The organism is Stenotrophomonas maltophilia (assembly GCF_006970445.1).
GTDB lineage: Bacteria > Pseudomonadota > Gammaproteobacteria > Xanthomonadales > Xanthomonadaceae > Stenotrophomonas > Stenotrophomonas maltophilia_AU.
The window spans coordinates 229,451-251,617 of sequence record NZ_CP033877.1 but is presented as its reverse complement, the minus strand read 5'-3'; the positions used below and the strand labels follow the sequence as shown (position 1 = coordinate 251,617).

The window sequence follows — 22,167 nt, the reverse complement described above, 5'->3', positions numbered from 1 at the left end:
CAGCATTGGTGGAAGGGAACAACCGGTATCACCGCCCCAACCATCGCGCTCCATGATTGCATGACGGGCTTATCCATGAAGTCTGCACTGTGGGCCGCGACATATGCGCCTTCGATGCCGCAGCGATATTCTTATCTCAAGAACGATGGACCGTCCTGCGTATGAACAGGCTGTACCGGCTGTTGTTCAAGGCCTCGTGCTTGCGATTGATTCAACGCATCAGCACGATGAAGCGACTCCGCCTCAGGTGCACGAAGCGCATCCATCGTATCCATGTCTCCTCGGCGATGGGCAGGATCATCCATTGCCCCTTCCACTATGAAGACCCTCTCCCCACGAGCCAAGCTTTCTGTCGGGTTGTTGAGCACAACATGGTCGACCCGCGAAAGCCCCTGCTCCTTGGCCAGTACCAACAGGCTCACGGTCATCCGCTGGCTCGACTCGTCCCATGGCTTCCCATGCTCGGCGTCCAGGCGTTCCACACCAGCCCTTATCTGCATATAGAGAGAACGATCTGCATCACCAAGTTCAGCTATTGAAGAAGAAACCCGACGCAGCGACGGAGAGTCGTTGATGGAAGTGGCAACTCTCTCCGCAACCGCAGTGCGTTCGGCGTCAAGTTCTGGCTCCGGCCTGCGCCGCCGTTGCGAGGGCGCTATGTGCTGGTCATAGAACGCGCCGTAGTAGAGCTCGTAATTCGCATGAGGACCAACAGACGGGGCCTCCGTCTTGAACACCTCAGCGATCTGTCCAAGCGCTTGGCTTCGATTGATCCGTCCAGCCTGGAGCTCCACCGCAATGGCTCCATACTGCTGTGGCCGATTACCCGTGCCTGACACGCCAATGTCCGGTCCACCAGCCGCGAGGATTTCGCGCTGCACCTGGACATTGCTCAGCGTCGCGGCGGCTTCTCCTCGCAACAAGCTGTTTACATAGGCTTGCTTGGAAGTCCGATCCGGGCCTTCGGTGAAGAGATGGTGCCCAACTTCGTGAGAAAGAGAACGTGTGATTCTGGGGCCTTGCCCGATCGCATTCTCGTCAATAACGATCTTCACACCAGGAACAAGATAGGTGCCGCCACCGGCTTGCCCCCAGACAACATCCAGACCGTCACGACCTGCTTGGGCGAGACCCGCTTGAAGTGTTGTGGATTTCGCCAGAATCGGCGTAAACGACGGGTCGGCCAATGGTGATGCAGGACGACGTGCGGCTCCTGGGCGTCCCCCCTCCTGCTGCTGTGGCAGTCCAGCTTCTTCAGAACGCTCCATGGTGCGGTTCCTTCGCAATGACAGGTGGTTAGCGCTGCCTGATCGATACGTAGGTCAGCGTCACGTTGTCGGCCGCGAGCCCGAGCACGACCTCTGCACCGTTCACTTGCGCAGACCAGTAAGGGCGGGAGCCAGACGCATCGGGGTGAGGTGGATTTACGATGGAGCCCTCCCAACTAACTTCCTCGAGTGCAATGCTCGGTGGCGCGACCTCAAAGATCAGGTTCGCATGCGCAGGATCATCGGCAGCACTTCTCAGCTTGATGTTCCGGACCTCAAGGTCACCCAACATTCCGCGCTCTGCAATCCGCTCGTCCCTCAAACCCTGTCGAGTCGGCGCTCCCAGGTGCGTGTGAAGCTGTTCATTCAATGCATCGACATCATCAAAACGCACGCTGATCAAACGCTCGATGTCGTTCTTGAATCGCTCCATACCAATGTCACTCCCTGATTTGACGGACTGCCTTTGATCCAAATGATATGAGGGGGTTGGGGGCGCACCGCTCGAACATGCTGGCAGTACCAACGCCGCAATAACTGTCGTGAGGTAGCCACACCCTGCTATCCAGGGGCTGCCCCGAGGTTCACCTTTTGATGAAGAAGCGGATTTCTCGACCCATGCATCCATGAAAGTACCTCTCGCAGCAGCCCCGCTTTCGCGAATCTAGCACAGCGTCCGGAATCAAGCAGGTCACTGGCCTCGGGCACTCAGCCGCCGATGCGGCAAGTAGGCTCGGTAAAACGGATCCACAGTCTTCGCCGCTGGCAAAAGTGGTATGTGAATCCATCAACCATAAGCCCGCTGGCAACGGCTCGGGAATGGATAACCGACATCCACGCAAGGTGCTGGCCGGGTTGGCGGTGCGCATGGCGGTGGAAGGGCGGCGCTGATTGTAGAGTGGAGCCATGCTCGACTTTCTTGCGAACAGCAGTCGAGCATGGCTCGACGCTACAGAAACAAAAAACCCCGGCATTGGCCGGGGTTCTTCGTTGCGACAGGCCTGACCTCTTCGATCAGAAGTTCATGTCGAAGGCGACTTCGCCCTGCACGCCGACCTGGTAGGCCGAGACGCGGCGTTCGAAGAAGTTGGTCAGTTCCTGCACGTCCTGCAGTTCCATGAACGGCAGCGGGTTGCGCACGTTGTACTTCTTTTCCATGCCCAGCTTGGCGAAGTGCTGGTCGGCACAATGCTGCAGGTACTGGCGCATGTCACGGGTCGAGATGCCGGCCACGCCGCCGGACAGCACGTCCTCGGCGAACTGCACTTCGCATTCGATGGCTTCGGCCAGCATGTCGTAGACCTGCTGCTTCATCTCGTCATCGAACAGGTCCGGCTCTTCCTCACGCACCACGCGCACCGACTCGAACGCGAACTCCATGTGCGCGCTCTCGTCGCGGAACACCCAGTTGGTGCCCGAGGCCAGGCCCGGCAGCAGGCCGCGCGAACGGAAGTAGTACACGTAGGCGAAGGCGGCGAAGAAGAACAGGCCTTCGATGCATGCAGCGAAGCAGATCTGGTTGAGCAGGAACTGGCGACGCTCGGCGCGGGTCTCGATGCGCTTCAGGTCCTGGATCGAGTCGATCCACTTGAAGCAGAAATCGGCCTTCTTCTTGATCGAGTCGATGTTCTCCACCGCGGCGAACGCTTTGACGCGCTCTTCCGGATCCGGCAGGTAGTTGTCGAGCAAAGTCAGGTAGAACTGCACGTGCAGCGCTTCTTCATACAGCTGGCGCGACAGGTACATGCGCGCTTCCGGCGCGTTCAAGTGCTGGTACAGGTTCAGCACCAGGTTGTTGGACACGATCGAGTCGCCGGTGGCGAAGAACGCGACCAGGCGGTGGATCAGGTGACGCTCGCCCGGCGACATCTTGCTGTGCAGGTCGGTGATGTCGATCTGGAAGTTGATCTCTTCCACCGTCCAGGTGTTCTTGATCGCATTCCGGTACATGTCATAGAACTGCGGGTAGCGCATCGGGCGCAGGGTCAGTTCAAAACCGGGATCGAGCAGCATCTGCTTGGGCTTGTCGGCCATGGGTGTTTCCTTGAAATCCTGGGTGAGCCGCCGGGCATGGCCCGGCGCTACCGTGGGTGATGATCGTTGGCCGGGGTTGCCGGCCAGCGGCCGGCACTACCGCGCGGCGGTGCCGCTCTTACTGGCAGGCCTCGCAGGCTTCCGGGTTTTCCAGCGAGCAGGCGATGGCTTCGTCCGGGCTGAACACCTTGGCCGGTGCGGCGGCGCTCACCGTGGTCTTGGCGATCTTGGTGGCCGGGCGCGAACGCAGGTAGTAGGTGGTCTTGATGCCCTGCTTCCAGGCGTACATGTACATGGAGGACATCGCACCGATGTTCGGGCTTTCCATGAACAGGTTGAGCGAGGCCGACTGGTCGATGAAGGCGCCACGCTCGGCGGCCATGTCGATCAGCGAACGCATCGGCAGTTCCCACGCAGTGCGGTAGACCTCGCGCAGCGTTTCCGGAATCTGTGCCACACCCGCGATGGAGCCTTCGGCCAGCTTGATGGCATCGCGCATGTCGGCGGTCCACAGGCCCAGCTTCTTCAGCTCGTTGACCAGGTAACGGTTGACCTGCAGGAAGTCACCGGACAGGGTCTCGCGCTTGAACAGGTTGGACACCTGCGGCTCGACGCACTCGTAGCAGCCGGCGATCGAGGCGATGGTCGCGGTCGGGGCGATCGCGATCATCAGCGAGTTGCGCAGGCCGTGTTCCTTGATGCGGGCGCGCAGGGCATCCCAGCGTGCGGTGTCTTCCGGCACCACGTTCCAGGCGTCGAACTGCAGTTCGCCACCGGCGGCGCGGGTGTCGTTGAACGACGGGTGCTTGCCACGTTCCTGGGCCAGCTCGCAGGAGGTTTCCAGCGCGTGGAAGTAGATCGCTTCGGCGATCTTCTTCGACAGGGCACGGGCTTCGGCGCTGTCGAACGGCAGGCGCTTGCGGAAGAACACGTCCTGCAGACCCATGCAGCCCAGGCCGACCGGACGCCAGCGCAGGTTGGCGCGGCGGGCGGTTTCGATCGGGTAGAAGTTCAGGTCGATGACGCGATCGAGCTGGCGCACGGCCAGGCGCACGGTCTCGGCCAGCTTCTCGAAGTCGAACTCGTTGTGCTCGTCGAAGTGGTTGCCCAGGTTGATCGAACCCAGGTTGCACACCGCGGTTTCATCGTTGGACGTGACTTCCAGGATTTCCGTGCACAGGTTCGACAGGTGGATCACGTTGCCGGCGCGCAGGGTCTGGTTGCTGGCGCGGTTGCACTTGTCCTTGAAGGTCATCCAGCCGTTGCCGGTCTCGGCCAGCGTACGCATCATGCGGGCGTACAGCTTGCGGGCGGAGATGGTGCGGTTGGCCTTGCCCTGGGCTTCGGCCTGCAGGTAGGCCTGCTCGAAGGCTTCGCCGAACAGGTCGGTGAACTCCGGCACGACGCGCGGATCGAACAGCGACCATTCCTGGTCGGCTTCGACGCGCTTCATGAACAGGTCCGGCACCCAGTTGGCCAGGTTCAGGTTGTGCGCACGGCGGGCTTCGTCACCGGTGTTGTCACGCAGTTCGAGGAAGTCCTCGACGTCGGCGTGCCAGGTCTCCAGGTACACACAGGCCGCGCCCTTGCGCTTGCCGCCCTGGTTCACCGCGGCCACCGACGAATCCATGGTCTTCAGCCACGGCACGATGCCGTTGGAGTGGCCGTTGGTCGACTTGATCAGCGAACCACGCGAACGCACGCGGGTGTAGCTGACGCCGATGCCGCCGGAGAACTTCGACAGCTGGGCGATGTCGCCGTACTTGGAATAGATCGACTCCAGCGAGTCCTGCGGCGAATCCAGCAGGAAGCACGAGGACAGCTGCTCGTGGGTGGTGCCGGAATTGAACAGGGTCGGGCTGGACGGCAGGTAGTCCAGGTTGCCCATGCGCTTGTACAGCGCCAGGGTCTCGGACACGTCCTCGCTCAGCGCGCTGGCGATGCGCAGGAAGAACTGCTGCGGGGTCTCGATCACCTTGCGGGTGTGCGGGTGGCGCAGCAAGTAACGGTCGTACAGGGTGCGCAGGCCGAAGTAATCGAAGTTCAGGTCCAGCGAGATGTCGATGGCATCGTTGAGCTTGCGCGCGTTGGTCTGCACGAAGTTCAGCAGGCGGTCGTTGATCAGGCCGACTTCATGGCCACGGCTGACCGACTGCGAGAAGGCGTAGATTTCCTGGCCCGAGACTTCCTTGGCGATGTAGTTGGCCAGCAGGCGCGCAGCCAGGCGGCCGTACTCGGGCTCTTCACCGATCAGCAGGGCGGCGGTGCGGATGGACAGTTCGTCCAGCTCGCGGGTGGTGGCACCGTTGTACAGGCCGGAAATGGTACGGGTGGCCACGCGCATCGGATCGACGGCGTGCAGGCCTTCGGAGGAACGCTGCACCGCGCGCACGATCTTGTTCAGGTCCACCAGTTCGGTGGTCCCATTGCGCTTGGTCACACTCATCGCGTTGGCCGTCGGCGGCGACGTCAACAGGAATTCGCTTTCCTTCTCGATGGTGGCGCTGGATTCGGTGCTCACGGCGTGTGTCCTCTTGGCGTGATTGGGGGTGCTCGATGCATCGGGTGACGCAGCCCGGGACATGACAGCCCAGGATGGCAGGACGGCGTCGCAGGGGATGAGACCCTGCGCCTGCCACTGCCGTTGACGATCGCGGATGGGTACCCCGGGCAACCCCTGGAATTGGGGTTGCTGCGACCGACGGCCACAAGATAGTGGGGGTAATGGGGTCCGTCAACGCCAAATGTAGTGAAATTCGGCAATCCCTTGCGCCGCAAGGATCGTGCCATCGGCGCCCGGATCAGACGCTTCAGACCTGCCGGAACGGGCTGCGCAGTCAAGCCCGAAAGGCGTCATTGCGGTGGTACAACGCACCGCGGAAACGGAACAATGACAGCTTCACATGACAGTGATGAAGCTGGCTAGGGACAACCCTGTGGATAGGTGGTGGGCAGCCGGTGGGAATCCGGTGGACGGGTGACTTCCGGCCTGCCAGAGGACGGCGGGGTGGCCGACAGCAGCCAGGGCAGGCGTTGCACCTGCCCCGGCATTGCCGTCAAAGACCGAAGGCGTAGTTCAGTGTCAGGTTGCCATCCAGCGGCGTTCCTTCGGTGATCGGCGCACCGCGCACCGTTTCACTGGCGACGAAGGCGCTGACCCGCAAGCCCATCGAGAACACGCTGCCGCTGAGCGGCAGGGCACCGGTGGTGCCCGAGGTGGTCCAGCTGTGCGACAGGGTCTTGTCCAGGAAGGTGCTGGCGGCACCGGTGCCAGAGGCCGCGCCCTTGGTCCCGCGCAGCACATTGACGTTGGCCTGGTCGACCTTGGCCCCGTTCAGGGTCACCGTGAAGTAGCCCAGCTTGCTGGTGGGGAAGCCCGCCACCGCGCCCAGCCCGAAGTTCTGCGAGCTGACGCTGGAGCTGGAGGCCTCGCGGTTGTCGACCACCTGGAAGGACATGAAGGTCTTGCCACTGCCGCAATCCACCGTCCACACCTGGTCGATGGTGGACAGCGTGAGATAGCCCGTGGTCGGGATGAGGCTGGCGTTGACCTTGCCATAGTCGTAGACGCCATCCTTGTCGGAACTGACCACGCAGGTCGGCGTCTTCACCGTGCCGGTCACCTCCAGGTCCTTGGGCGCAATGGCAGCAGAGGCCATGCCGCAGGCCGACAGCAGGACCAGCGCGAGCGAGGAGCGGATCATAGGGGTACGCATGGGAGCCTCCTTACAGGCCGTAGGCGAAGTTCAGGGTCAGCGAGCCTTCCAGCTTCGCGTCCTCGGTGATGGGGCCGCCCATGGTCTGGCTGCCGGCAAGGTTGGCGACCACATCCAGATCGGTCTCGAACACGCGGCCGATCTGCTGCAGGTTGGCCGCCGTCTGCGCCCAGCCCATGGTGTAGCTGCTATGCCGCAACGGCGCCGTGGCCGCACGGGTAATGGCGGTGGTGTTGGTGGTGAACACGTTGGATGCGGTGCCATTCACCTTCGGGTTGCGCATGGTCACCGTGTAGTAGCCCAGCTTGCCGGTGCCGTTGACGTTACCCATGCCGAAGTAGGACGAGTCCACCGCACTGGCCGACGCGGCGGCGTTGTCGGTCACCTTGAAGGTCAGGTAGGTGTCGCCTTCGCACTCGATCTTCCAGGCCTTGCTGATGGCAGGGAGCACGTTGTAGGTGGTGCCGGTGCGGATATCGCCCGGGCCCAGGCTGCCGTAGTCGTAGACGCCGTCATCGCCAGCGGTGACCAGGCAGGCCGGTACATCCAGGCTGCCGGTGACCTTCAGGGTCGAGGGCGCGATGGGTTCTGCGTGCACGGCACCGGCCGACAGCAGTGCCAGCGCGGTTGCGGCAAGGGAAAGCTGGACTTTACTCATGGTGTGGAAACTCCCAGGTTGGAGGGGGATGGGGGGATCGTCTGCGGCGACGACCCATTGGCGGAGCGACCAAGGTCGCCACCGGCAATACGGACACCGCGCGTTCGCGGCGCTGGAATGAGGCCGTCACAGGCAACGTCCTTCGGACGCCTCGTAGGGACGCGCGGGATCGAACCGGGCCGGCACGCTGTAGTGCACTTCACAGCGACCGCTGGCATCGTCCAGCAGCACCGGCTTGCCGATCTGTTCGTTGTCCAGGATCGCGTTGCCCTGGCCGATCACGGTGCCAATGAAGTCGCCTTCGGCGGAGTACAGCGCGGTACCCACCCGCGCCAGTTCGCCGCCGCGGGTGCGCACGGTCAGCAGCAGCTGGCGCACCGGGTGCGCACTGATGGTGTGGGTGGCGACGGCGCCGCGCGCCAGCGCCAGATCAAGCGTGGTACTGGCAAAGCGCTGGTTCAGCGGCAGCGTGCGCCCCTCCAGCTGCAACCGGGTTCGCCGGTACGGGGTGATCGACGGCAACACCGCCGTACCCAGCACGGAGGTGGTGGCACTGCCGGCGCCGCTCAGGCCGATCCCGGCCACACGTGGAATCCGGACCACGGCAAAGGTGTCACCAATGCGCGAGCTGGAAAACGCCAACGTGCGCCCCGAGGCCAGCGCTACACCGCCGCTGGCGGCCAGATATTGGGTCTGGGCCTGGCCCTGGATATGCGAGGCCCCCGCATTGAATGCGCCATACGCGGTGCGCTGGCTGGCCGCGACCGCCAACCGCTGCTGCGAACCGCTGTGCGACGCATCCACGTTGTAGGCCAGGCCACCCGCGGTGCGGCTCTGGAAACTGGCCCCCAGGTTGCGCGACGCATCTTCATAGCGGTAGGCACGGGCACTGACACTGCCGCGTCCCAACGGAACCTGCAGATTGACGAACGCGGCGCTGCCCCGCCCCTGCGCATGCTGCAGGGTCAGGTTGACGTTGACCCGGCCGAACCGGCGTGACGCCGACAGCGTCTGCCCGCGGCCAACATCGCCGCCATAGTGGCTCTGCCAGAACGTGTAGGAGAACGCGCCCCAGGTAGCGCTGGACCAGCCCACCGAGGCCGACAGCGATTGCTGCAGCCGCTCGCTGCGCGAAGCGCAGGCTTCCGGCAAGGTCCAGGGTTCGCACGGCCACGGCCGGGTATCGCGCAGCGACAACGTGTCTTCCAGCGTTGCGAACGCAGCGCTGCGGCGCTGCCAGGACGCTCCGAGGCTGAGTCCGTTGTCGAAGCTGGCATTGCCCTGCAGCTGCAGCTCGTGGCCGAAGCCCCATTGCGCGGCATGCGAGAAACGCGCCCCCACGCCCCAGATGCTGCGCGACCCAAGGCTGAAGCCGGACTGTGCCGCCAATCCCTGGTAGCCACGGGCAAGCAACAGCGACGTGCTGACACGGGTATCAGCGTGCAGCTGCATGGCGCCCCCGGCGTGGACCAGCCAGGGAGCATTGCCCTGCAGGTGCACGCCATCGCGGGCACGGTAGCGCCCCACCCCAAGCTGGAAGGCTGGCGCGGCATCGGCCTCCGGCACATCCATCGGTGCCGGTACCCGATAGCGGGTCGTGCGCCCGTCCTCTTCCCGGACTTCCACATCGAGGTCCGTACCACGGCTGGTCACGGCGATGTCGCTGATCGAATAGACACCTGGCGCCACCACGCTGCGATGCACGACGCTGCCGCGCTGGCGCACTTCCACCACCGCATGGCTGTCGGCGATGCCCTCGATCGGCACGCTGAGGCGGCTGGCCTGGCGCTGCATGTCATCGGAAAACAGCTGTGCCCCCACCACCGGAGTGCCACCGAAGCCTTCCGAGGCCAGGCTCAGCTGGCCCGCCTGGAACAACGCCGAGGCACGCTCCAGCGCACGCTGGGCATAGGTTTCCTGCTGCACGTAGCGGCTTTGCGAGCGACGCCGTGCATAATCGCCGCGGCTGCGTACGGCCCAGTTGGCGGTATTGAATCCCAGTTCCATGCGTGCACTTAAAGAATGGTCATTGCCCGTGCGTCGCTGCACGCGTTGGGAGAAAACGTCGTAGTTGAGAACCAGGGCACTGCCGCCACGCTGAAAGGCACCGCCCGCGCTGCTGTCGCGCAGGGCCGTGGCCGGCACGACCAGATCCATCCGCGCACTGCCTGGCCGAAGCTCGACCCGGGTACCGGGATGGATCTGCTGCAGCGGCGCGCAGATCTGCTCCGGGTCGTCCTGTTTCAGGCCCAGCTGCGCCAGCACTTCGGCGGAGAAACAAGGCTCACCCTGAGCATCGAAACGCACCTGCAGCGGCTCGCGACGCATGCCGTTCACACTGGCGTCAACCTGGTGCACGCCTGGCAGAAAGCCGGCCCGGCGTGCAAAGAAGCGTGCAACGTCGGCCGAGACGCCATTGCGCTCCAGCTGCTTGAGGTCGAACTGCACCTCCTGTGCGGCAACTCCGGTGGCGCTACTCATTCCTCCCGCGCCGATCACCAGGGCGGCAACCGGCGCCAATGACGGCGGCTGCCTCATGGGTGGGGTCCTTGCATGCAGGTGGAGTCATCGCCGCGCGCTCACGGCTGCAGCGGCAGTTGTTCCTTGTCCTTGGCGAAGCCATAGCGGCTCAGCGGCACGATTTCGACGTGCCGGTTGCTGCCGCCCACTTCACCCGCCAGGGTCAGCACACGCGTTTCGCCCGGCATCAGGTAGGGATGCGGCAGCACGCCCAACGCGGCGGAGGGCTGCAGGCGCAACTCGGGGCCGATCCGGACCACATGGGGTCCACTGTTGCGGACGGTCAACTGATCGCCATCGATGGAGAACCGCAGGTCCTGCCAGGGACGCGCTGCAACGGCAACCGCACGCGGCTGCAGGATGAAGCCGATCTGCTGGCGGATCGGCATGCGCATGCCGCGCTCGCTCTTCTGGGTGACACCTTCGAACGACGCCCGCAGCATGTATTCGCGATCCAGCACCGTGCCCTTCTTCAGCGTGAAGTTGACGATCTGGCTCTGGCCCGGGTCGATGCGGGTCACCGCCGGGGTCACCAGGATGTTGCCGGCCATCGGCTGGCCGTCCAGGTCGTCCACGCTGCTCAGCAGCAGGATCGGCTCGCTGCCGGGATTGCTGATGTTGAACGCGGTACGTCCCTCGCGCTCCTCCAGGATCACCGTATTGCTCTGCAGGGCAAAGGTGGACGCCTGCAGCGGCACAGCCGGGCCGAGCAGCGCGGCGGCAGCCAGCCATTTCCAGGCCAACAGATTCCCGCGCCGCTTCGAAAGAAGAGCGTTCATGGCAGTTCCCGTTCGGTGGGGCCCCGTTGCGGCACAGGCACGCGACGTCAGGCGATGACGGCCATGCTAGGCCGACCCCACCCGGTGAACTATCAGGCAAGTCTTAAAGCGATAGTCGTTGACGCTTTTTGCCCAGCCGACGCCCCCGCCTGCATCGGGTAGTGCCGGCCGCTGGCCGGCAACATCATGGCTCTTGAAGGCATCGAGCAGATGCCGGCCAGCAGAAGCAGCCGAGCATGGGCTCGGCTCTACAACCCGCGGCACCCCTCACGCCCGGTGCGGGGTACCCAGGTATTCGGCGCTCTGCATCTCGATCAGGCGTGAGGCGGTGCGCTCGAACGCGCCCTGCAGGCGCTGGCCGCTGTACAGCTCGATCGGCGAGGTACTGGCGGTGCAGACCAGGTTGACGTGGCGGTCGTACAGTTCGTCGATCAGGTTGACGAAGCGGCGCGCGGCATCTTCGTTCAAACGGTCGAAGGCGGGGATGCCGCCCAGCAGCACGGTGTTGAACTCGTGCGCGATCTCAATGTAATCCGACGGGCCACGCGGGCCTTCGCACAACGCGGCGAAATCGAACCAGGCAATGCTCTTGCCACGGCCGCGCACCGGGATCTTGCGGCCTTCGATCTCGATGTTGCCGGGCTTGGCCGGCTGGCCGCCGCTCAGTTCGTTCCAGCGCGTGGCCAGCCACTCATCACTGTCGGCGGCCAACGGTGCGCGGTACACCGGCGAGCGGGTCAGCGCGCGCATGCGGTAGTCCTCGGTACCTTCGGCGTACAGCTCCACGCAGAAGCGCTGCAGCAGGCCGATGGCCGGCAGGAAGCTCTCGCGCTGCAGGCCGTTGAGGTACAGGTTCTCCACCGCGGTGTTGGAGGTGGTCACCAGGGTCACGCCCTCGGCAAACAGGCGCTCCAGCAGCCGTGCCAGCAGCATCGCATCGCCGATGTCGGTGACGAAGAATTCGTCCAGCACCAGCACGCGCAGGTTGCTGCGCCACTCCTGGGCGATCTTTGCCAGTGGGTCGCTCTGCCCCTGGTGCTCGCGCAGGCGCTCGTGGACGCTGCGCATGAAGCGGTGGAAATGCGTGCGGTACTTCTGCTTGATCGGCAGGCCGTCGTAGAACAGGTCGACCAGGAAGGTCTTGCCACGGCCGACGCCGCCCCAGAAGTACAGGCCCTTCACCGGCTCGGGCTTCTTCCAGAACGAGGACAGGCGGTCCAGCCAGCCGTCCTCGGCGCTGTCCAGCAGGCCCAGATGGATCCGGTCCAGCTCGGCCAGCGCCGCGTGCTGGGCCGGGTCGTTCTGCCAGTCGCCACGGGCGACCCCTTCCGCGTACCGCTGCGACGGGGTCAACTCGGTTGCACTCATGCCGCTGCGCCCAGCCAATGCTTCACGCCGTGGGTCAGCGCGCCGCGCAGGTCGATCAGCTTGCGGTGGAAGAAGTGGCTGGTCTCGGGCATGCGCACCAGCTCATGCGGGGCGTCCAGCGTGTCCAGCCACTGGTAGACGGCCTGCGGGTCGACGATCTCGTCCTGCTCGCCCTGGATCACCAGCCAGCGGGCCGGCGGCGCGATGCCATCGAAATCCCAGCGGCCGGCCGGCGGCGCGATCGAGATCAGCGCTTCGGGCTGCAACTCGCCCGCGGCCTTCAGCGACACGAACGAGCCGAAGCTGAAACCGGCCAGCCACAGGCGGTCGTCCGGGTGCTGGCTGCGCACCCAGGCGGCGACGGCCTTCAGATCATCCTGCTCGCCCACGCCGTGGTCGAACTCACCGGCCGACGCGCCAACACTGCGGAAGTTGAAGCGCACCGTGGTGATGCCCAGCTCGCGCAGGGTGGTGGCGGTCATGGTGACCACCTTGTTGTGCAGGGTGCCGCCCTCGGTGGACAGCGGATGGCAGACGATGGCCACGATCGGCTGCACCGGCACATCGGCCTTGGGCAGGTCGACGACCACTTCCAGCGGGCCGGCCGGGCCGTCCAGTTCGAGGCAGGCGGTTTCGCCGGGGGCGACGGGGAACGAAGGCTTGTGCATGGCACCATGATACCGTCCCCTGCCCCTGCCCTGTGCCCGCCCCATGCTCTACCTGTCTTTGGCCGTGATCTGCAGTGTGCTGGTTTCGGTGTTGTTGAAGGTGGCCGGACGCCGCCAGCTGGATGTTGCGCAGATGGTCACCTGGAACTATCTGGTGGCCGCAACGCTCACCGCCGTGGTACTGCAACCGCCGTTGGACGCACTGCGCGCGCCGCATGCCCCGTGGCTGTCATTGCTGGCGCTGGCCGTGGTGCTGCCGTCGATCTTCCTGGTGCTGGGCCGCGCGGTGGCGGTGGCCGGCATCGTCCGCAGCGACGTGGCGCAACGCTTGTCGCTGCTGCTGTCATTGGCCGCCGCCTTCCTGTTCTTCGGCCAGACCACCACGCCGTGGAAGCTGGCCGGGCTCGGCCTGGGCCTGCTGGCGATGGTGGCCATCAGCCTGCGCCCGCGCGGACCGGCGGTGGCGTCCTCACCGGGTGGATGGGGCTGGCTGCTGGGCGTCTGGGCCGGGTTCGCGGTGGTCGACGTGCTGCTCAAGCAGGTGGCGCTGTCCGGCACGCCGTCGATGGCGGCGGTGCTGGCCAGCTTCAGCGTCGCCTTCGTGCTGATGCTGGCAGTGCAGCTGTGGCGGCACGCCAGTGGCCGCAGCCGGTTGGCCTGGCGCAACCTGGGCGCGGGCGCGCTGCTGGGCCTGCTCAACGGCGGCAACATTCTTTTCTATGTGCACGCGCATCAGTCCATGCCGGACAGCCCGGCCACCGTGTTCGCCGGGATGAACATCGGCGTGGTGGTGCTGGGGGCGCTGGTGGGCGTGTTCGCCTTCGGCGAAGCCACCACGAGGTGGAACCGCGCAGGTCTGGCGCTGGCGGTGCTGGCGATCGGGTTGATCGCCTGGGGGTGAGCATTTGGTTGCGACGGACCATTTCCGGCAAGTCGTTTCCGCAACTCCGGAGAGGTGTCACTTTCTTTGCGCGCAAAGAAAGTAACCAAAGAAACGCTCCGCCAGCCGCGAGCCGGTGCTGTGCACCGGTACCCTGCGCTTCTCGGTGAACCAGGGGACGGCGCCGAACTCGCTACGCTCAGACATCGGCGCCTCTTCGCCCCTGATTCACCTGCGATGCTCGGCTCGCTTGAAGGCGGACTGACAGGTCAAAAGCAACAGCAGGATCAGTGCCGCCCCATGTACGCGCCCACACCCAAGCGGATGCCCAACTGCTGGGTTATTTATCGAAGCCCAGCAGCAGCGGGTCGTGGTCAGAGCTGCGCCACGGGCCCTGCACGTTGCGGCCCTGGTAGCCGCTGGCGTCCTGCTCGTCGGCATTGCTGTGCCATTCGGCGGCACCGCGCAGGCGCTTGGCCATGCCCGGGTTCAGCAGCGCGTGGTCGAGGCGGCCGGTGTAGCCGTTGTAGACGTAGCTGTAGGGATGCTCGACCTTTGCAACCTTGAACGCGTCCTGCCAGCCCAGGTCATGCAGGGTGCGGATCGGGTCTTCCATCGCGTAGGCGTTGAAGTCACCCAGCAGCACCGCGTCCTTGGCGCCGGTACCGGTCGGATCGGTCTGCAGCCAGGCGTGCAGCTGCTGCGCCGAAGTCACCCGGGTGGCGTTCCAGCAGCCCTGGTTGTCGTTGCGGTCGGCGTCGGCACCGGCCGCGTCTCGGCAGCCCTTCGACTTGAAGTGGTTGGCAACCACCACGAACGGCGCGCCGTGCTTGCCCTGGAAGGCTTGCGCCAACGGTACGCGGCTGTGCTCGACGAACGGGCCGCCGGTCAGCGTGGCCGGCTTGCCGACCGGCTGCAGGCGCGTGCTGCGGTAGATGATGCCGACCCGGATCGGGTTGTCGCCGGGGCCGGTGCCCGCGTCGACGAAGCGCCAGTCACCCTGCGCGCCGCGGTCACGGTTGAGCGCATCGACCAGTTCGGCGATGGCGGACTGCGGACCGTAGCCGTCGTTCTCCAGCTCCATCAGCGCGGCGACATCGGCGCCCAGCGCGTTGACCGTGGTGACCAGCTTGGCCACCTGCGCCTTGTGCTCGTCCAGGGTGCGCGCACCACGCAGGGTCGGGAAGCCACCGCCCTGGCCATCACCGTTGAAGAAGTTCTCCAGGTTGAAAGCGGCCACATGCAGGCTGCCCGGCACCGTCGGCACCGCCGGGCGCTTGAGTTCCGGCAGTTTCAGCGCACCCTCGACCTGCAGGCGCGGACGGCCCTGCGCATCCACGCGCACGATGCCTTCCACATTGCGCAGCTGCATGCCGGTGCGCAGCACCGGGTTGCCCGGCAGGTAGGCGACGCTGGCCGGATCGCGGGCATCGCTGCCATCGTCCAGCAGCAGGCGACGACGCTGGTTGTCGGCCATCACCTGCTCATAGCCGGCAGTACCCGGCGCGGCCACTTCGGTCGGCTGCCAGAGGCGGCCATCGAAGGCCACGGTGAGCTGGCCGAAGCGCTCCAGGCCATCGGTACCGGCCAGGGTGAGCGGTGCGGCGATGCGCACGCGTTGGCCATCCAGCGCGCGCCAGTCGGCCGGCGCGGCGGTCAGCACCACGGTGGCGCTGCTGCGCGCGGCGGCCGGTGTCGCGACCGGTGCGGCCTGGGGCTGGGCCTGGGCAAAGGCGCCGGCCGGCAGCAGCAGGGACAGGGCAAGGGCGAGGGAGCGGCGGCGCATCGACGGGCGATTCCTTGGAAGAGGGCGCACAGACTAACCCTGAAATGCGAAACCCCGCCTGCGCAGCGGGGGCATATGAGCGATCAGGCCTCGGTAGGCAAAGCCTGGGTAGTGCCGGCCGCTGGCCGGCAACCTCATGACCTTCGTGCGACGCGTGGTTGCCGGCCAGCGGCCGGCACTACCACTTACTTCAGGTTGCCCAGCATCCAGTCCACGGTGGCGTGGATCTGCTCCTCGGTCAGGGCCGGGTTGCCGCCCTTGGGCGGCATGATGCCGCCGTCAGGGCCGGTATAGCCCTCGATGGCGTGCTTGTAGAGGGTGTCCTTGCCCTGCGCGATGCGCTTGTCCCAGTGCGAATGGTCCAGCGTCGGCGCCATGCCCACGCCGTTGGTATGGCAGGCAGTGCAGAGGTTGTCGAAGATCACCTTGCCATCCTTGGTGCCGCCGTAGGCCACCTGCGAAGCAGCCTTGGCCAGCGCGGCGGCCTTGGCAGCAGCCTGTGCGGCAGCGCCGGTGCTGCCGGCATAGACCGCGCCGGTGGGCGAGATGCGCTGTTCGGTGCGTTTGGCCGCGGTCGGCGACACCTCGGGCGGAATCCGGGTGTGGATGTAGGCGGCAAGGAGGATGAGGCCGAGGGTGATGGTCGCCAGCAGCGCGATCACCATGGAGAAGCGTTTCAGGAACTCCAGATCGTAATTCCGCACTCTTCGTTACCCCTGGCTGATAGTCGTTGGACCACGGCTGAGCGACTGCGTGATGGACCGAGTATAGAACGCGCTTTGCGTGCGACAACAGGCGTCACTGCTGGTGCGGCGCAACATGCCGGGGGATGGGGTCAGATCCCTTTTGCGCCGCAAAAGGGATCTGACCCCAGCAACAGAAGCCGGCCAGCGGCCGGCGCTACCGGATTACCGGGGCGCCGATCGCGCGCAGGCAGAAGCTGCAGATCGCATCCACCAGCGCGTCTTCGTCGCGGTGCGCTTCGCGGCTGGGCGCGGTGGGGCCGACCATGGCTTCGGTGAAGGCACCGACCAGGCAGGCGGCGGCCACATGCGCGTCCTGCGCCGGCAGCTCACCGGCCGCCACGCCCTCCTCCACCAGCCGCAGGAACACGTCGCCGAACGCGCGACGTCCGCGCATGCGCTCGGCTTCCACGTCCGGATCGACCGGTTCGACGATGAAGGCGTGCGCCAGCCCCGGCCCGGCCAGGGCGCGGCGGACGAAGGCGGTGATCGCCAGCCGCAGGCGCTCGCTGGCCACCTCCGGGCCACTGGCGATGCGCTCCATGATCGCGACCTCGTGGGCCACGGCGGCATTGAGGACTTCCACGAACAACTCGGCCTTGGACGGGAAGTGGCGATAGATCAGGCCGGTGGACACCCCCGCCTGGGTCGCCACGGCGGTCACCGGGGCATTGCGCCAGCCGCCGGTGGCGACCAGCTCGCGGGTGGCCAGCAGGATCCGTTCACGGGCGCCCGCCAGGCGTTCTTCCATCAATGCAGAGCGTTTATAGGCCATGTTCTGATTCTAGTTTCAATTTTTGAATTCGTATTCACTTCTTACCCGAACCCCGCTACGCTGGGGCCTATCGCCCGTGCGGGTGGCGGTCCTGTACACCGCCGCCCGCTCCCCCGCCGGGTGCGTCCATTCCCTGCCATCCCCCGTGGAGCCACCACAATGCACGTGCCATCCCTGAACTTCGACCTTGGCGAAGACATCGACCTGCTGCGCCAGAGCGTGGCCCATTTTGCCGCCGCCGAGGTCGCACCGCTGGCCGCCGAGGCCGATGCCAGCAACCAGTTCCCGCTGGCCCTGTGGCCGAAGCTGGGCGAACAGGGCCTGCTCGGCCTCACCGTGGAAGAAGAATACGGTGGTACCGGCATGGGCTACCTGGCCCACGTGGTGGCGATGGAAGAAATCTCGCGCGCGTCCGGCGGCATCGGCCTGTCCTATGGCGCGCACTCCAACCTGTGCGTGAACCAGCTGCGCAAGAACGGCAACGAAGAACAGAAGCAGCGCTTCCTGCCCGGCCTGTGCAATGGCAGCCTGGTCGGCGCCCTGGCGATGAGCGAACCGGGTGCCGGTTCGGACGTGGTGTCGATGAAGCTGCGCGCCGACAAGCGCGGCGACCGCTACGTGCTCAACGGCAACAAGATGTGGATCACCAACGGCCCGGACGCCGACGTGCTGGTGGTCTACGCCAAGACCGACATGGAGGCCGGTGCCAAGGGCATCACCGCGTTCCTCGTCGAGAAGGGCATGAAGGGCTTCTCCACTGCGCAGAAGCTGGACAAGCTGGGCATGCGTTCCTCGCCCACCTGCGAGCTGGTGTTCCAGGACTGCGAAGTACCGGAACAGAACGTGCTGGGCCAGGTCGGCGGTGGCGTGCGGGTGCTGATGTCCGGCCTGGACTACGAACGCGTGGTGCTGTCCGGTGGTCCGCTGGGCCTGATGGCCGCGGCCATGGACGTAGTGATGCCGTACGTGCACGAGCGCCACCAGTTCGGTGAAGCGATCGGCAGCTTCCAGCTGATCCAGGCCAAGATCGCCGACATGTACGTGGGCCTGGGTGCCTGCCGTGCGTATGTCTATGCCGTGGCGCGCGCCTGCGACCAGGGCCGCACCACCCGCCAGGACGCCGCCGGTGCCATCCTGTACGCCGCCGAGAAGGCCACCTGGCTGACCGGCCAGGCGATCCAGATCCTCGGTGGCAATGGCTACATCAACGAATACCCGACCGGCCGCTTGTGGCGCGACGCCAAGCTGTATGAAATCGGCGCCGGCACCTCGGAGATCCGCCGCATGCTGATCGGCCGCGAACTGTTCCAGCGCACCCTGTAAGGCCAACGCGATGACCGTCCTGAACAGCCAGCTGCAACCGGGCAGCGAAACGTTTGAAAGCAACCGCGCCGCCATGCAGGCCGTGGTCGACGACCTGCACGCCACCCTCGCCCGCACCGCACTGGGTGGCAGCGAGGCGGCGCGCGCCAAGCACACCGCTCGCGGCAAGCTGCTGGTGCGCGACCGCATCGACGCCCTGCTCGACCCCGGCAGCGCCTTCCTGGAAATCGCACCGTTGGCCGCGCACGGCATGTATGAAGACGCCGTGCCGGCCGCTGGCGTGGTGGCCGGCATCGGCCGGGTGAGCGGCGTGGAATGCGTGATCGTGGCCAACGACGCCACGGTCAAGGGCGGCACCTACTACCCGATGACGGTGAAGAAGCACCTGCGCGCGCAGGAGATCGCCGAGCAGAACCACCTGCCGTGCATCTACCTGGTCGATTCCGGTGGCGCGTTCCTGCCGCTGCAGGACGAAGTCTTCCCCGACCGCGACCATTTCGGCCGCATCTTCTACAACCAGGCCAACCTGTCGGCACAGGGCATTCCGCAGATCGCCTGCGTAATGGGCAGCTGCACCGCCGGTGGTGCCTATGTGCCGGCGATGAGCGACGAGACCGTGATCGTGCGCGAGCAGGGCACGATCTTCCTCGGTGGCCCGCCGCTGGTGAAGGCGGCCACTGGCGAAGTGGTCACGGCCGAGGAACTGGGCGGTGCCGATGTGCACACCCGCATCTCCGGCGTCGCCGACCACATGGCCGACAACGATCTGCAGGCGCTGGCGCGGGTGCGCGCGATCATCGCCCAGCTCAACTGGCGTAAGCCGGAACCGGCAATGGCGGTGCGGGCAACCGAAGAACCGCTGCTGCCGGCACACGAACTGTACGGGGTGATCCCGGCCGATACGCGCAAGCCCTACGACGTGCGCGAAGTGATCGCGCGGCTGGTGGACGGTTCGCGCTTCGATGAATTCAAGCCGCGCTACGGCGCAACGCTGGTGACCGGCTTTGCCCATCTGAACGGCTACCCGATCGGCATCATCGCCAACAACGGCATCCTGTTCTCCGAGTCGGCGCTGAAAGGCGCGCACTTCATCGAGCTGTGCACCCAGCGCAACATCCCGCTGGTGTTCCTGCAGAACATCACCGGCTTCATGGTCGGCCGCAAATACGAACAGGGCGGCATCGCCAAGGACGGTGCCAAGCTGGTGATGGCGGTGGCCTGCGCCAAGGTACCCAAGTTCACCGTGGTGATCGGCGGCTCGTTCGGTGCCGGCAACTACGGCATGTGCGGCCGTGCGTACTCGCCGAACTTCCTGTGGATGTGGCCGAACGCGCGCATCGGCGTGATGGGCGGCGAGCAGGCCGCCAGCGTGCTGGCCACGGTCAAGCGCGATGGCATCGAAGCCAAGGGCGGGCAGTGGCCGGCAACGGAAGAAGATGCGTTCAAGGCACCGATCCGCGACCAGTTCGAGCAGCAGGGCCACCCGTACTACGCCAGCGCGCGCCTGTGGGACGACGGCGTGATCGATCCGGCCGATACCCGCCGGGTGCTGGCCCTGGCGCTGTCGGCCAGCCTCAACGCCGCCCCGCAGCAGACGCGCTTCGGCGTGTTCCGCATGTAACCCGTGCCATGACCGAGCCTGTTGCCATGTTCACCAAAGTCCTGATCGCCAACCGCGGCGAGATCGCCTGCCGCGTCATCGCCACCTGCCGGCGCCTCGGCATCGCCACCGTGGCGGTGTATTCCGATGCCGACCGCAACGCACGCCACGTGCGCCTGGCCGACGAAGCCATCCACATCGGCCCGGCCGCCGCGCGTGAGAGCTACCTGCGCGGCGATGCCCTGCTCGACGCCGCACGCCTGACCGGCGCGCAGGCGATCCACCCCGGTTACGGCTTCCTGTCCGAGAATGCCGACTTCGCCGATGCCTGCGCCGCCGCCGGCATCACCTTCATCGGGCCGCCGGCCAGCGCCATCCGCGCGATGGGCGACAAGAGCGCGGCCAAGGCGCTGATGGCCAAGGCCGGTGTACCGCTGACGCCGGGTTACCACGGTGACCAGCAGGCGCCGGACTTCCTGCGCACGCAGGCCGACGGCATCGGCTACCCGGTGCTGATCAAGGCCAGCGCCGGTGGCGGTGGCAAGGGCATGCGCAAGGTCGAACGCAGCGAAGACTTCGTCGATGCACTGGCCAGCTGCCAGCGCGAGGCGGCCTCGGCGTTCGGCAACGACCACGTGCTGGTCGAGAAGTATGTCGAGCGCCCGCGCCATATCGAGATCCAGGTGTTCGGCGACAGCCACGGTGAGGCGGTCTACCTGTTCGAGCGCGACTGCTCGGTGCAGCGCCGCCATCAGAAGGTACTGGAAGAAGCACCCGCGCCGGGCATGAGTCCCGAGCGTCGTGCTGCGATGGGCAAGGCCGCGGTCGATGCCGCGCGTGCGGTGGGCTATGAGGGTGCGGGCACGGTGGAATTCATCGCCGGCCCGGATGGCGATTTCTACTTCATGGAAATGAACACCCGCCTGCAGGTCGAGCACCCGGTGACCGAGTACATCACCGGCACCGACCTGGTGGAGTGGCAGCTGCGCGTGGCCTCGGGCCTGCCGCTGCCGCTGCGCCAGGACCAGCTGGCCATCCACGGCCACGCGATCGAAGCGCGGCTGTATGCCGAGGATGCCGACCGCGGCTTCCTGCCGTCCACCGGCACCCTGCGCCGCCTGCGCCTGCCGACGCCGTCGGCCCATGTGCGCGTGGATACCGGCGTCGAGGAAGGCGACAGCATCACGCCGTACTACGACCCGATGATTGCCAAGCTGATTGTCTGGGACGTGGACCGCGACGCCGCACTGCGCCGCATGAGCCAGGCATTGGCCGACTGCCAGGTGGTGGGCGTGACCACCAATGCCGGTTTCCTGCGCCGCCTGGTGAACACCGATTCGTTCACGCACGCCAAGCTGGATACCGCGCTGATCGAACGCGAGCAGGCCGCGCTGAGTGCGGTGGGCGACAGCGATGATGCCCTGTGGCTGCTGGCGGCGGTTGCCGCCGTGGCCACGACCGCGCGCGCCGGCAGCGATGCGCGCGACCCGCATTCGCCGTGGCAGGCGCAGGACGGCTGGCGCCTCGGCGCGTCCGCGCCGCGCGTGCTGCCGCTGCAGCAGGGCGAACGCCGGCACGCGCTGAAGGTGTGGGTACAGGCCGACGGTTGGCGTGTGCAGTGCGACGACGCGGCACCGGTGCAGGTGATCGGCACGGCCGATGTGCAGGGCCTGGCGGTGCAGCTGGGTGAACGTCGCTGGTCGCTGCAGCTGCTGCGCGACGGTGACCAGCTGTACCTGTTCGGCACCGACGGCCAGCACCGCTTCACCCTGCACGATCCGGTGGGCGAATCGGACCACGCCGTCGCCGACGCCGGCAGCCTGTTGGCACCGATGCCGGGCAGGATCGTGGCCACGCTGGTCGCCGCCGGCACCGAGGTCAAGCGCGGCACGCCGCTGGTGGTGCTCGAAGCGATGAAGATGGAGCACACCTTGCAGGCGCCGGCCGATGGCACGGTCAAGGGTTACCGCGCCAAGGCCGGCGACCAGGTCGGCGACGGTGCGGTGCTGGTCGATTTCGAGGCGGCGTGAACGCCGGGGCGGCGGCCGC

At 66.0% G+C, this 22,167-nt stretch carries 17 protein-coding genes; 4 read left to right on the top strand and 13 right to left on the bottom strand.

From position 1 onward, the window contains the following. Positions 1 to 131: 131 nt before the first annotated feature. The 10 genes from EGM71_RS01030 to EGM71_RS00985 form a co-directional block, all read right to left on the bottom strand. Entirely contained in the window at positions 132 to 1,268 is a 1,137-nt protein-coding gene (locus tag EGM71_RS01030) for an XVIPCD domain-containing protein (RefSeq protein ID WP_188487173.1), read from the bottom strand. Between the two features lie 28 nt (positions 1,269 to 1,296). Beyond that, positions 1,297 to 1,701 (bottom strand): hypothetical protein, encoded by a 405-nt coding sequence (locus EGM71_RS01025; protein ID WP_188487171.1) that lies wholly within the window; start codon positions 1,699 to 1,701, stop codon positions 1,297 to 1,299. A gap of 581 nt (positions 1,702 to 2,282) precedes the next feature. Beyond that, on the bottom strand, positions 2,283 to 3,302 hold the full coding sequence (locus EGM71_RS01020) for a ribonucleotide-diphosphate reductase subunit beta (RefSeq protein WP_008264781.1): 1,020 nt from the start codon (positions 3,300 to 3,302) through the stop codon (positions 2,283 to 2,285). Positions 3,303 to 3,420: 118 nt separating this feature from the next. Further along, entirely contained in the window at positions 3,421 to 5,823 is a 2,403-nt protein-coding gene (locus EGM71_RS01015) for a ribonucleoside-diphosphate reductase subunit alpha (protein ID WP_188487169.1), read from the bottom strand. 535 nt (positions 5,824 to 6,358) lie between these two features. Beyond that, complete coding sequence (locus EGM71_RS01010; RefSeq protein WP_188487167.1) at positions 6,359 to 7,018, bottom strand: hypothetical protein; 660 nt, start codon at positions 7,016 to 7,018, stop codon at positions 6,359 to 6,361. A 10-nt stretch (positions 7,019 to 7,028) separates the two neighbouring features. After that, positions 7,029 to 7,676 (bottom strand): DUF1120 domain-containing protein, encoded by a 648-nt coding sequence (locus tag EGM71_RS01005; RefSeq protein WP_101764727.1) that lies wholly within the window; start codon positions 7,674 to 7,676, stop codon positions 7,029 to 7,031. A 126-nt stretch (positions 7,677 to 7,802) separates the two neighbouring features. Then, complete coding sequence (locus tag EGM71_RS01000; protein WP_188487166.1) at positions 7,803 to 10,214, bottom strand: fimbria/pilus outer membrane usher protein; 2,412 nt, start codon at positions 10,212 to 10,214, stop codon at positions 7,803 to 7,805. 41 nt (positions 10,215 to 10,255) lie between these two features. Continuing rightward, positions 10,256 to 10,975, bottom strand: coding sequence for a fimbria/pilus chaperone family protein (locus EGM71_RS00995; RefSeq protein ID WP_188487164.1), 720 nt, complete (start codon positions 10,973 to 10,975; stop codon positions 10,256 to 10,258). A gap of 267 nt (positions 10,976 to 11,242) precedes the next feature. Further along, positions 11,243 to 12,343 (bottom strand): cell division protein ZapE, encoded by a 1,101-nt coding sequence (gene zapE, locus EGM71_RS00990; RefSeq protein ID WP_188487162.1) that lies wholly within the window; start codon positions 12,341 to 12,343, stop codon positions 11,243 to 11,245. Next, positions 12,340 to 13,011 (bottom strand): alpha/beta hydrolase, encoded by a 672-nt coding sequence (locus EGM71_RS00985; RefSeq protein WP_188487160.1) that lies wholly within the window; start codon positions 13,009 to 13,011, stop codon positions 12,340 to 12,342. The genes zapE and EGM71_RS00985 overlap by 4 nt, the downstream gene beginning before the upstream one ends. A 43-nt stretch (positions 13,012 to 13,054) precedes the next feature. Here EGM71_RS00985 and EGM71_RS00980 point away from each other — a divergent pair, with 43 nt between their 5' ends. Then, positions 13,055 to 13,912 (top strand): EamA family transporter, encoded by an 858-nt coding sequence (locus EGM71_RS00980; protein WP_188487159.1) that lies wholly within the window; start codon positions 13,055 to 13,057, stop codon positions 13,910 to 13,912. Between the two features lie 319 nt (positions 13,913 to 14,231). Here EGM71_RS00980 and EGM71_RS00975 read toward each other — a convergent pair whose 3' ends face one another. From EGM71_RS00975 to EGM71_RS00965, 3 genes are all read right to left on the bottom strand, one after another. Then, a complete protein-coding gene (locus tag EGM71_RS00975) occupies positions 14,232 to 15,677 on the bottom strand; it encodes an ExeM/NucH family extracellular endonuclease (protein ID WP_188487157.1) in 1,446 nt (481 codons plus the stop codon). Positions 15,678 to 15,862: 185 nt separating this feature from the next. Continuing rightward, positions 15,863 to 16,381: a c-type cytochrome gene (locus tag EGM71_RS00970; RefSeq protein WP_014035592.1), complete on the bottom strand. Its 519-nt coding sequence runs from the start codon at positions 16,379 to 16,381 to the stop codon at positions 15,863 to 15,865. A gap of 196 nt (positions 16,382 to 16,577) precedes the next feature. Then, positions 16,578 to 17,195 (bottom strand): TetR/AcrR family transcriptional regulator, encoded by a 618-nt coding sequence (locus tag EGM71_RS00965; protein WP_014645572.1) that lies wholly within the window; start codon positions 17,193 to 17,195, stop codon positions 16,578 to 16,580. A 159-nt stretch (positions 17,196 to 17,354) separates the two neighbouring features. Between EGM71_RS00965 and EGM71_RS00960 the strand changes: the two genes are divergently transcribed. From EGM71_RS00960 to EGM71_RS00950, 3 genes are read left to right on the top strand one after another with little or no spacing between them, the layout of a single operon-like run. After that, a complete protein-coding gene (locus EGM71_RS00960) occupies positions 17,355 to 18,518 on the top strand; it encodes an isovaleryl-CoA dehydrogenase (RefSeq protein ID WP_188487155.1) in 1,164 nt (387 codons plus the stop codon). A gap of 10 nt (positions 18,519 to 18,528) precedes the next feature. Continuing rightward, the gene (locus tag EGM71_RS00955; RefSeq protein WP_188487153.1) at positions 18,529 to 20,139 is read left to right on the top strand and encodes a carboxyl transferase domain-containing protein; all 1,611 of its coding nucleotides are present in this window, start codon (positions 18,529 to 18,531) and stop codon (positions 20,137 to 20,139) included. An 8-nt stretch (positions 20,140 to 20,147) separates the two neighbouring features. Next, the gene (locus EGM71_RS00950) at positions 20,148 to 22,148 is read left to right on the top strand and encodes an acetyl/propionyl/methylcrotonyl-CoA carboxylase subunit alpha (RefSeq protein ID WP_430544069.1); all 2,001 of its coding nucleotides are present in this window, start codon (positions 20,148 to 20,150) and stop codon (positions 22,146 to 22,148) included. The last annotated feature ends 19 nt before the right edge of the window (positions 22,149 to 22,167 follow it).

Bases quoted from the DNA above. Each gene is read 5' to 3' on its own strand.
- EGM71_RS01030 (WP_188487173.1), bottom strand. From the start codon at position 1,268: ATGGAGCGTTCTGAAGAAGCTGGACTGCCACAGCAGCAGGAGGGGGGA.
- EGM71_RS01025 (WP_188487171.1), bottom strand. From the start codon at position 1,701: ATGGAGCGATTCAAGAACGACATCGAGCGTTTGATCAGCGTGCGTTTT.
- EGM71_RS01020 (WP_008264781.1), bottom strand. From the start codon at position 3,302: ATGGCCGACAAGCCCAAGCAGATGCTGCTCGATCCCGGTTTTGAACTG.
- EGM71_RS01010 (WP_188487167.1), bottom strand. From the start codon at position 7,018: ATGCGTACCCCTATGATCCGCTCCTCGCTCGCGCTGGTCCTGCTGTCG.
- EGM71_RS01005 (WP_101764727.1), bottom strand. From the start codon at position 7,676: ATGAGTAAAGTCCAGCTTTCCCTTGCCGCAACCGCGCTGGCACTGCTG.
- EGM71_RS01000 (WP_188487166.1), bottom strand. From the start codon at position 10,214: ATGAGGCAGCCGCCGTCATTGGCGCCGGTTGCCGCCCTGGTGATCGGC.
- EGM71_RS00995 (WP_188487164.1), bottom strand. From the start codon at position 10,975: ATGAACGCTCTTCTTTCGAAGCGGCGCGGGAATCTGTTGGCCTGGAAA.
- zapE (WP_188487162.1), bottom strand. From the start codon at position 12,343: ATGAGTGCAACCGAGTTGACCCCGTCGCAGCGGTACGCGGAAGGGGTC.
- EGM71_RS00985 (WP_188487160.1), bottom strand. From the start codon at position 13,011: ATGCACAAGCCTTCGTTCCCCGTCGCCCCCGGCGAAACCGCCTGCCTC.
- EGM71_RS00980 (WP_188487159.1), top strand. From the start codon at position 13,055: ATGCTCTACCTGTCTTTGGCCGTGATCTGCAGTGTGCTGGTTTCGGTG.
- EGM71_RS00975 (WP_188487157.1), bottom strand. From the start codon at position 15,677: ATGCGCCGCCGCTCCCTCGCCCTTGCCCTGTCCCTGCTGCTGCCGGCC.
- EGM71_RS00965 (WP_014645572.1), bottom strand. From the start codon at position 17,195: ATGGCCTATAAACGCTCTGCATTGATGGAAGAACGCCTGGCGGGCGCC.
- EGM71_RS00960 (WP_188487155.1), top strand. From the start codon at position 17,355: ATGCACGTGCCATCCCTGAACTTCGACCTTGGCGAAGACATCGACCTG.
- EGM71_RS00955 (WP_188487153.1), top strand. From the start codon at position 18,529: ATGACCGTCCTGAACAGCCAGCTGCAACCGGGCAGCGAAACGTTTGAA.
- EGM71_RS00950 (WP_430544069.1), top strand. From the start codon at position 20,148: ATGACCGAGCCTGTTGCCATGTTCACCAAAGTCCTGATCGCCAACCGC.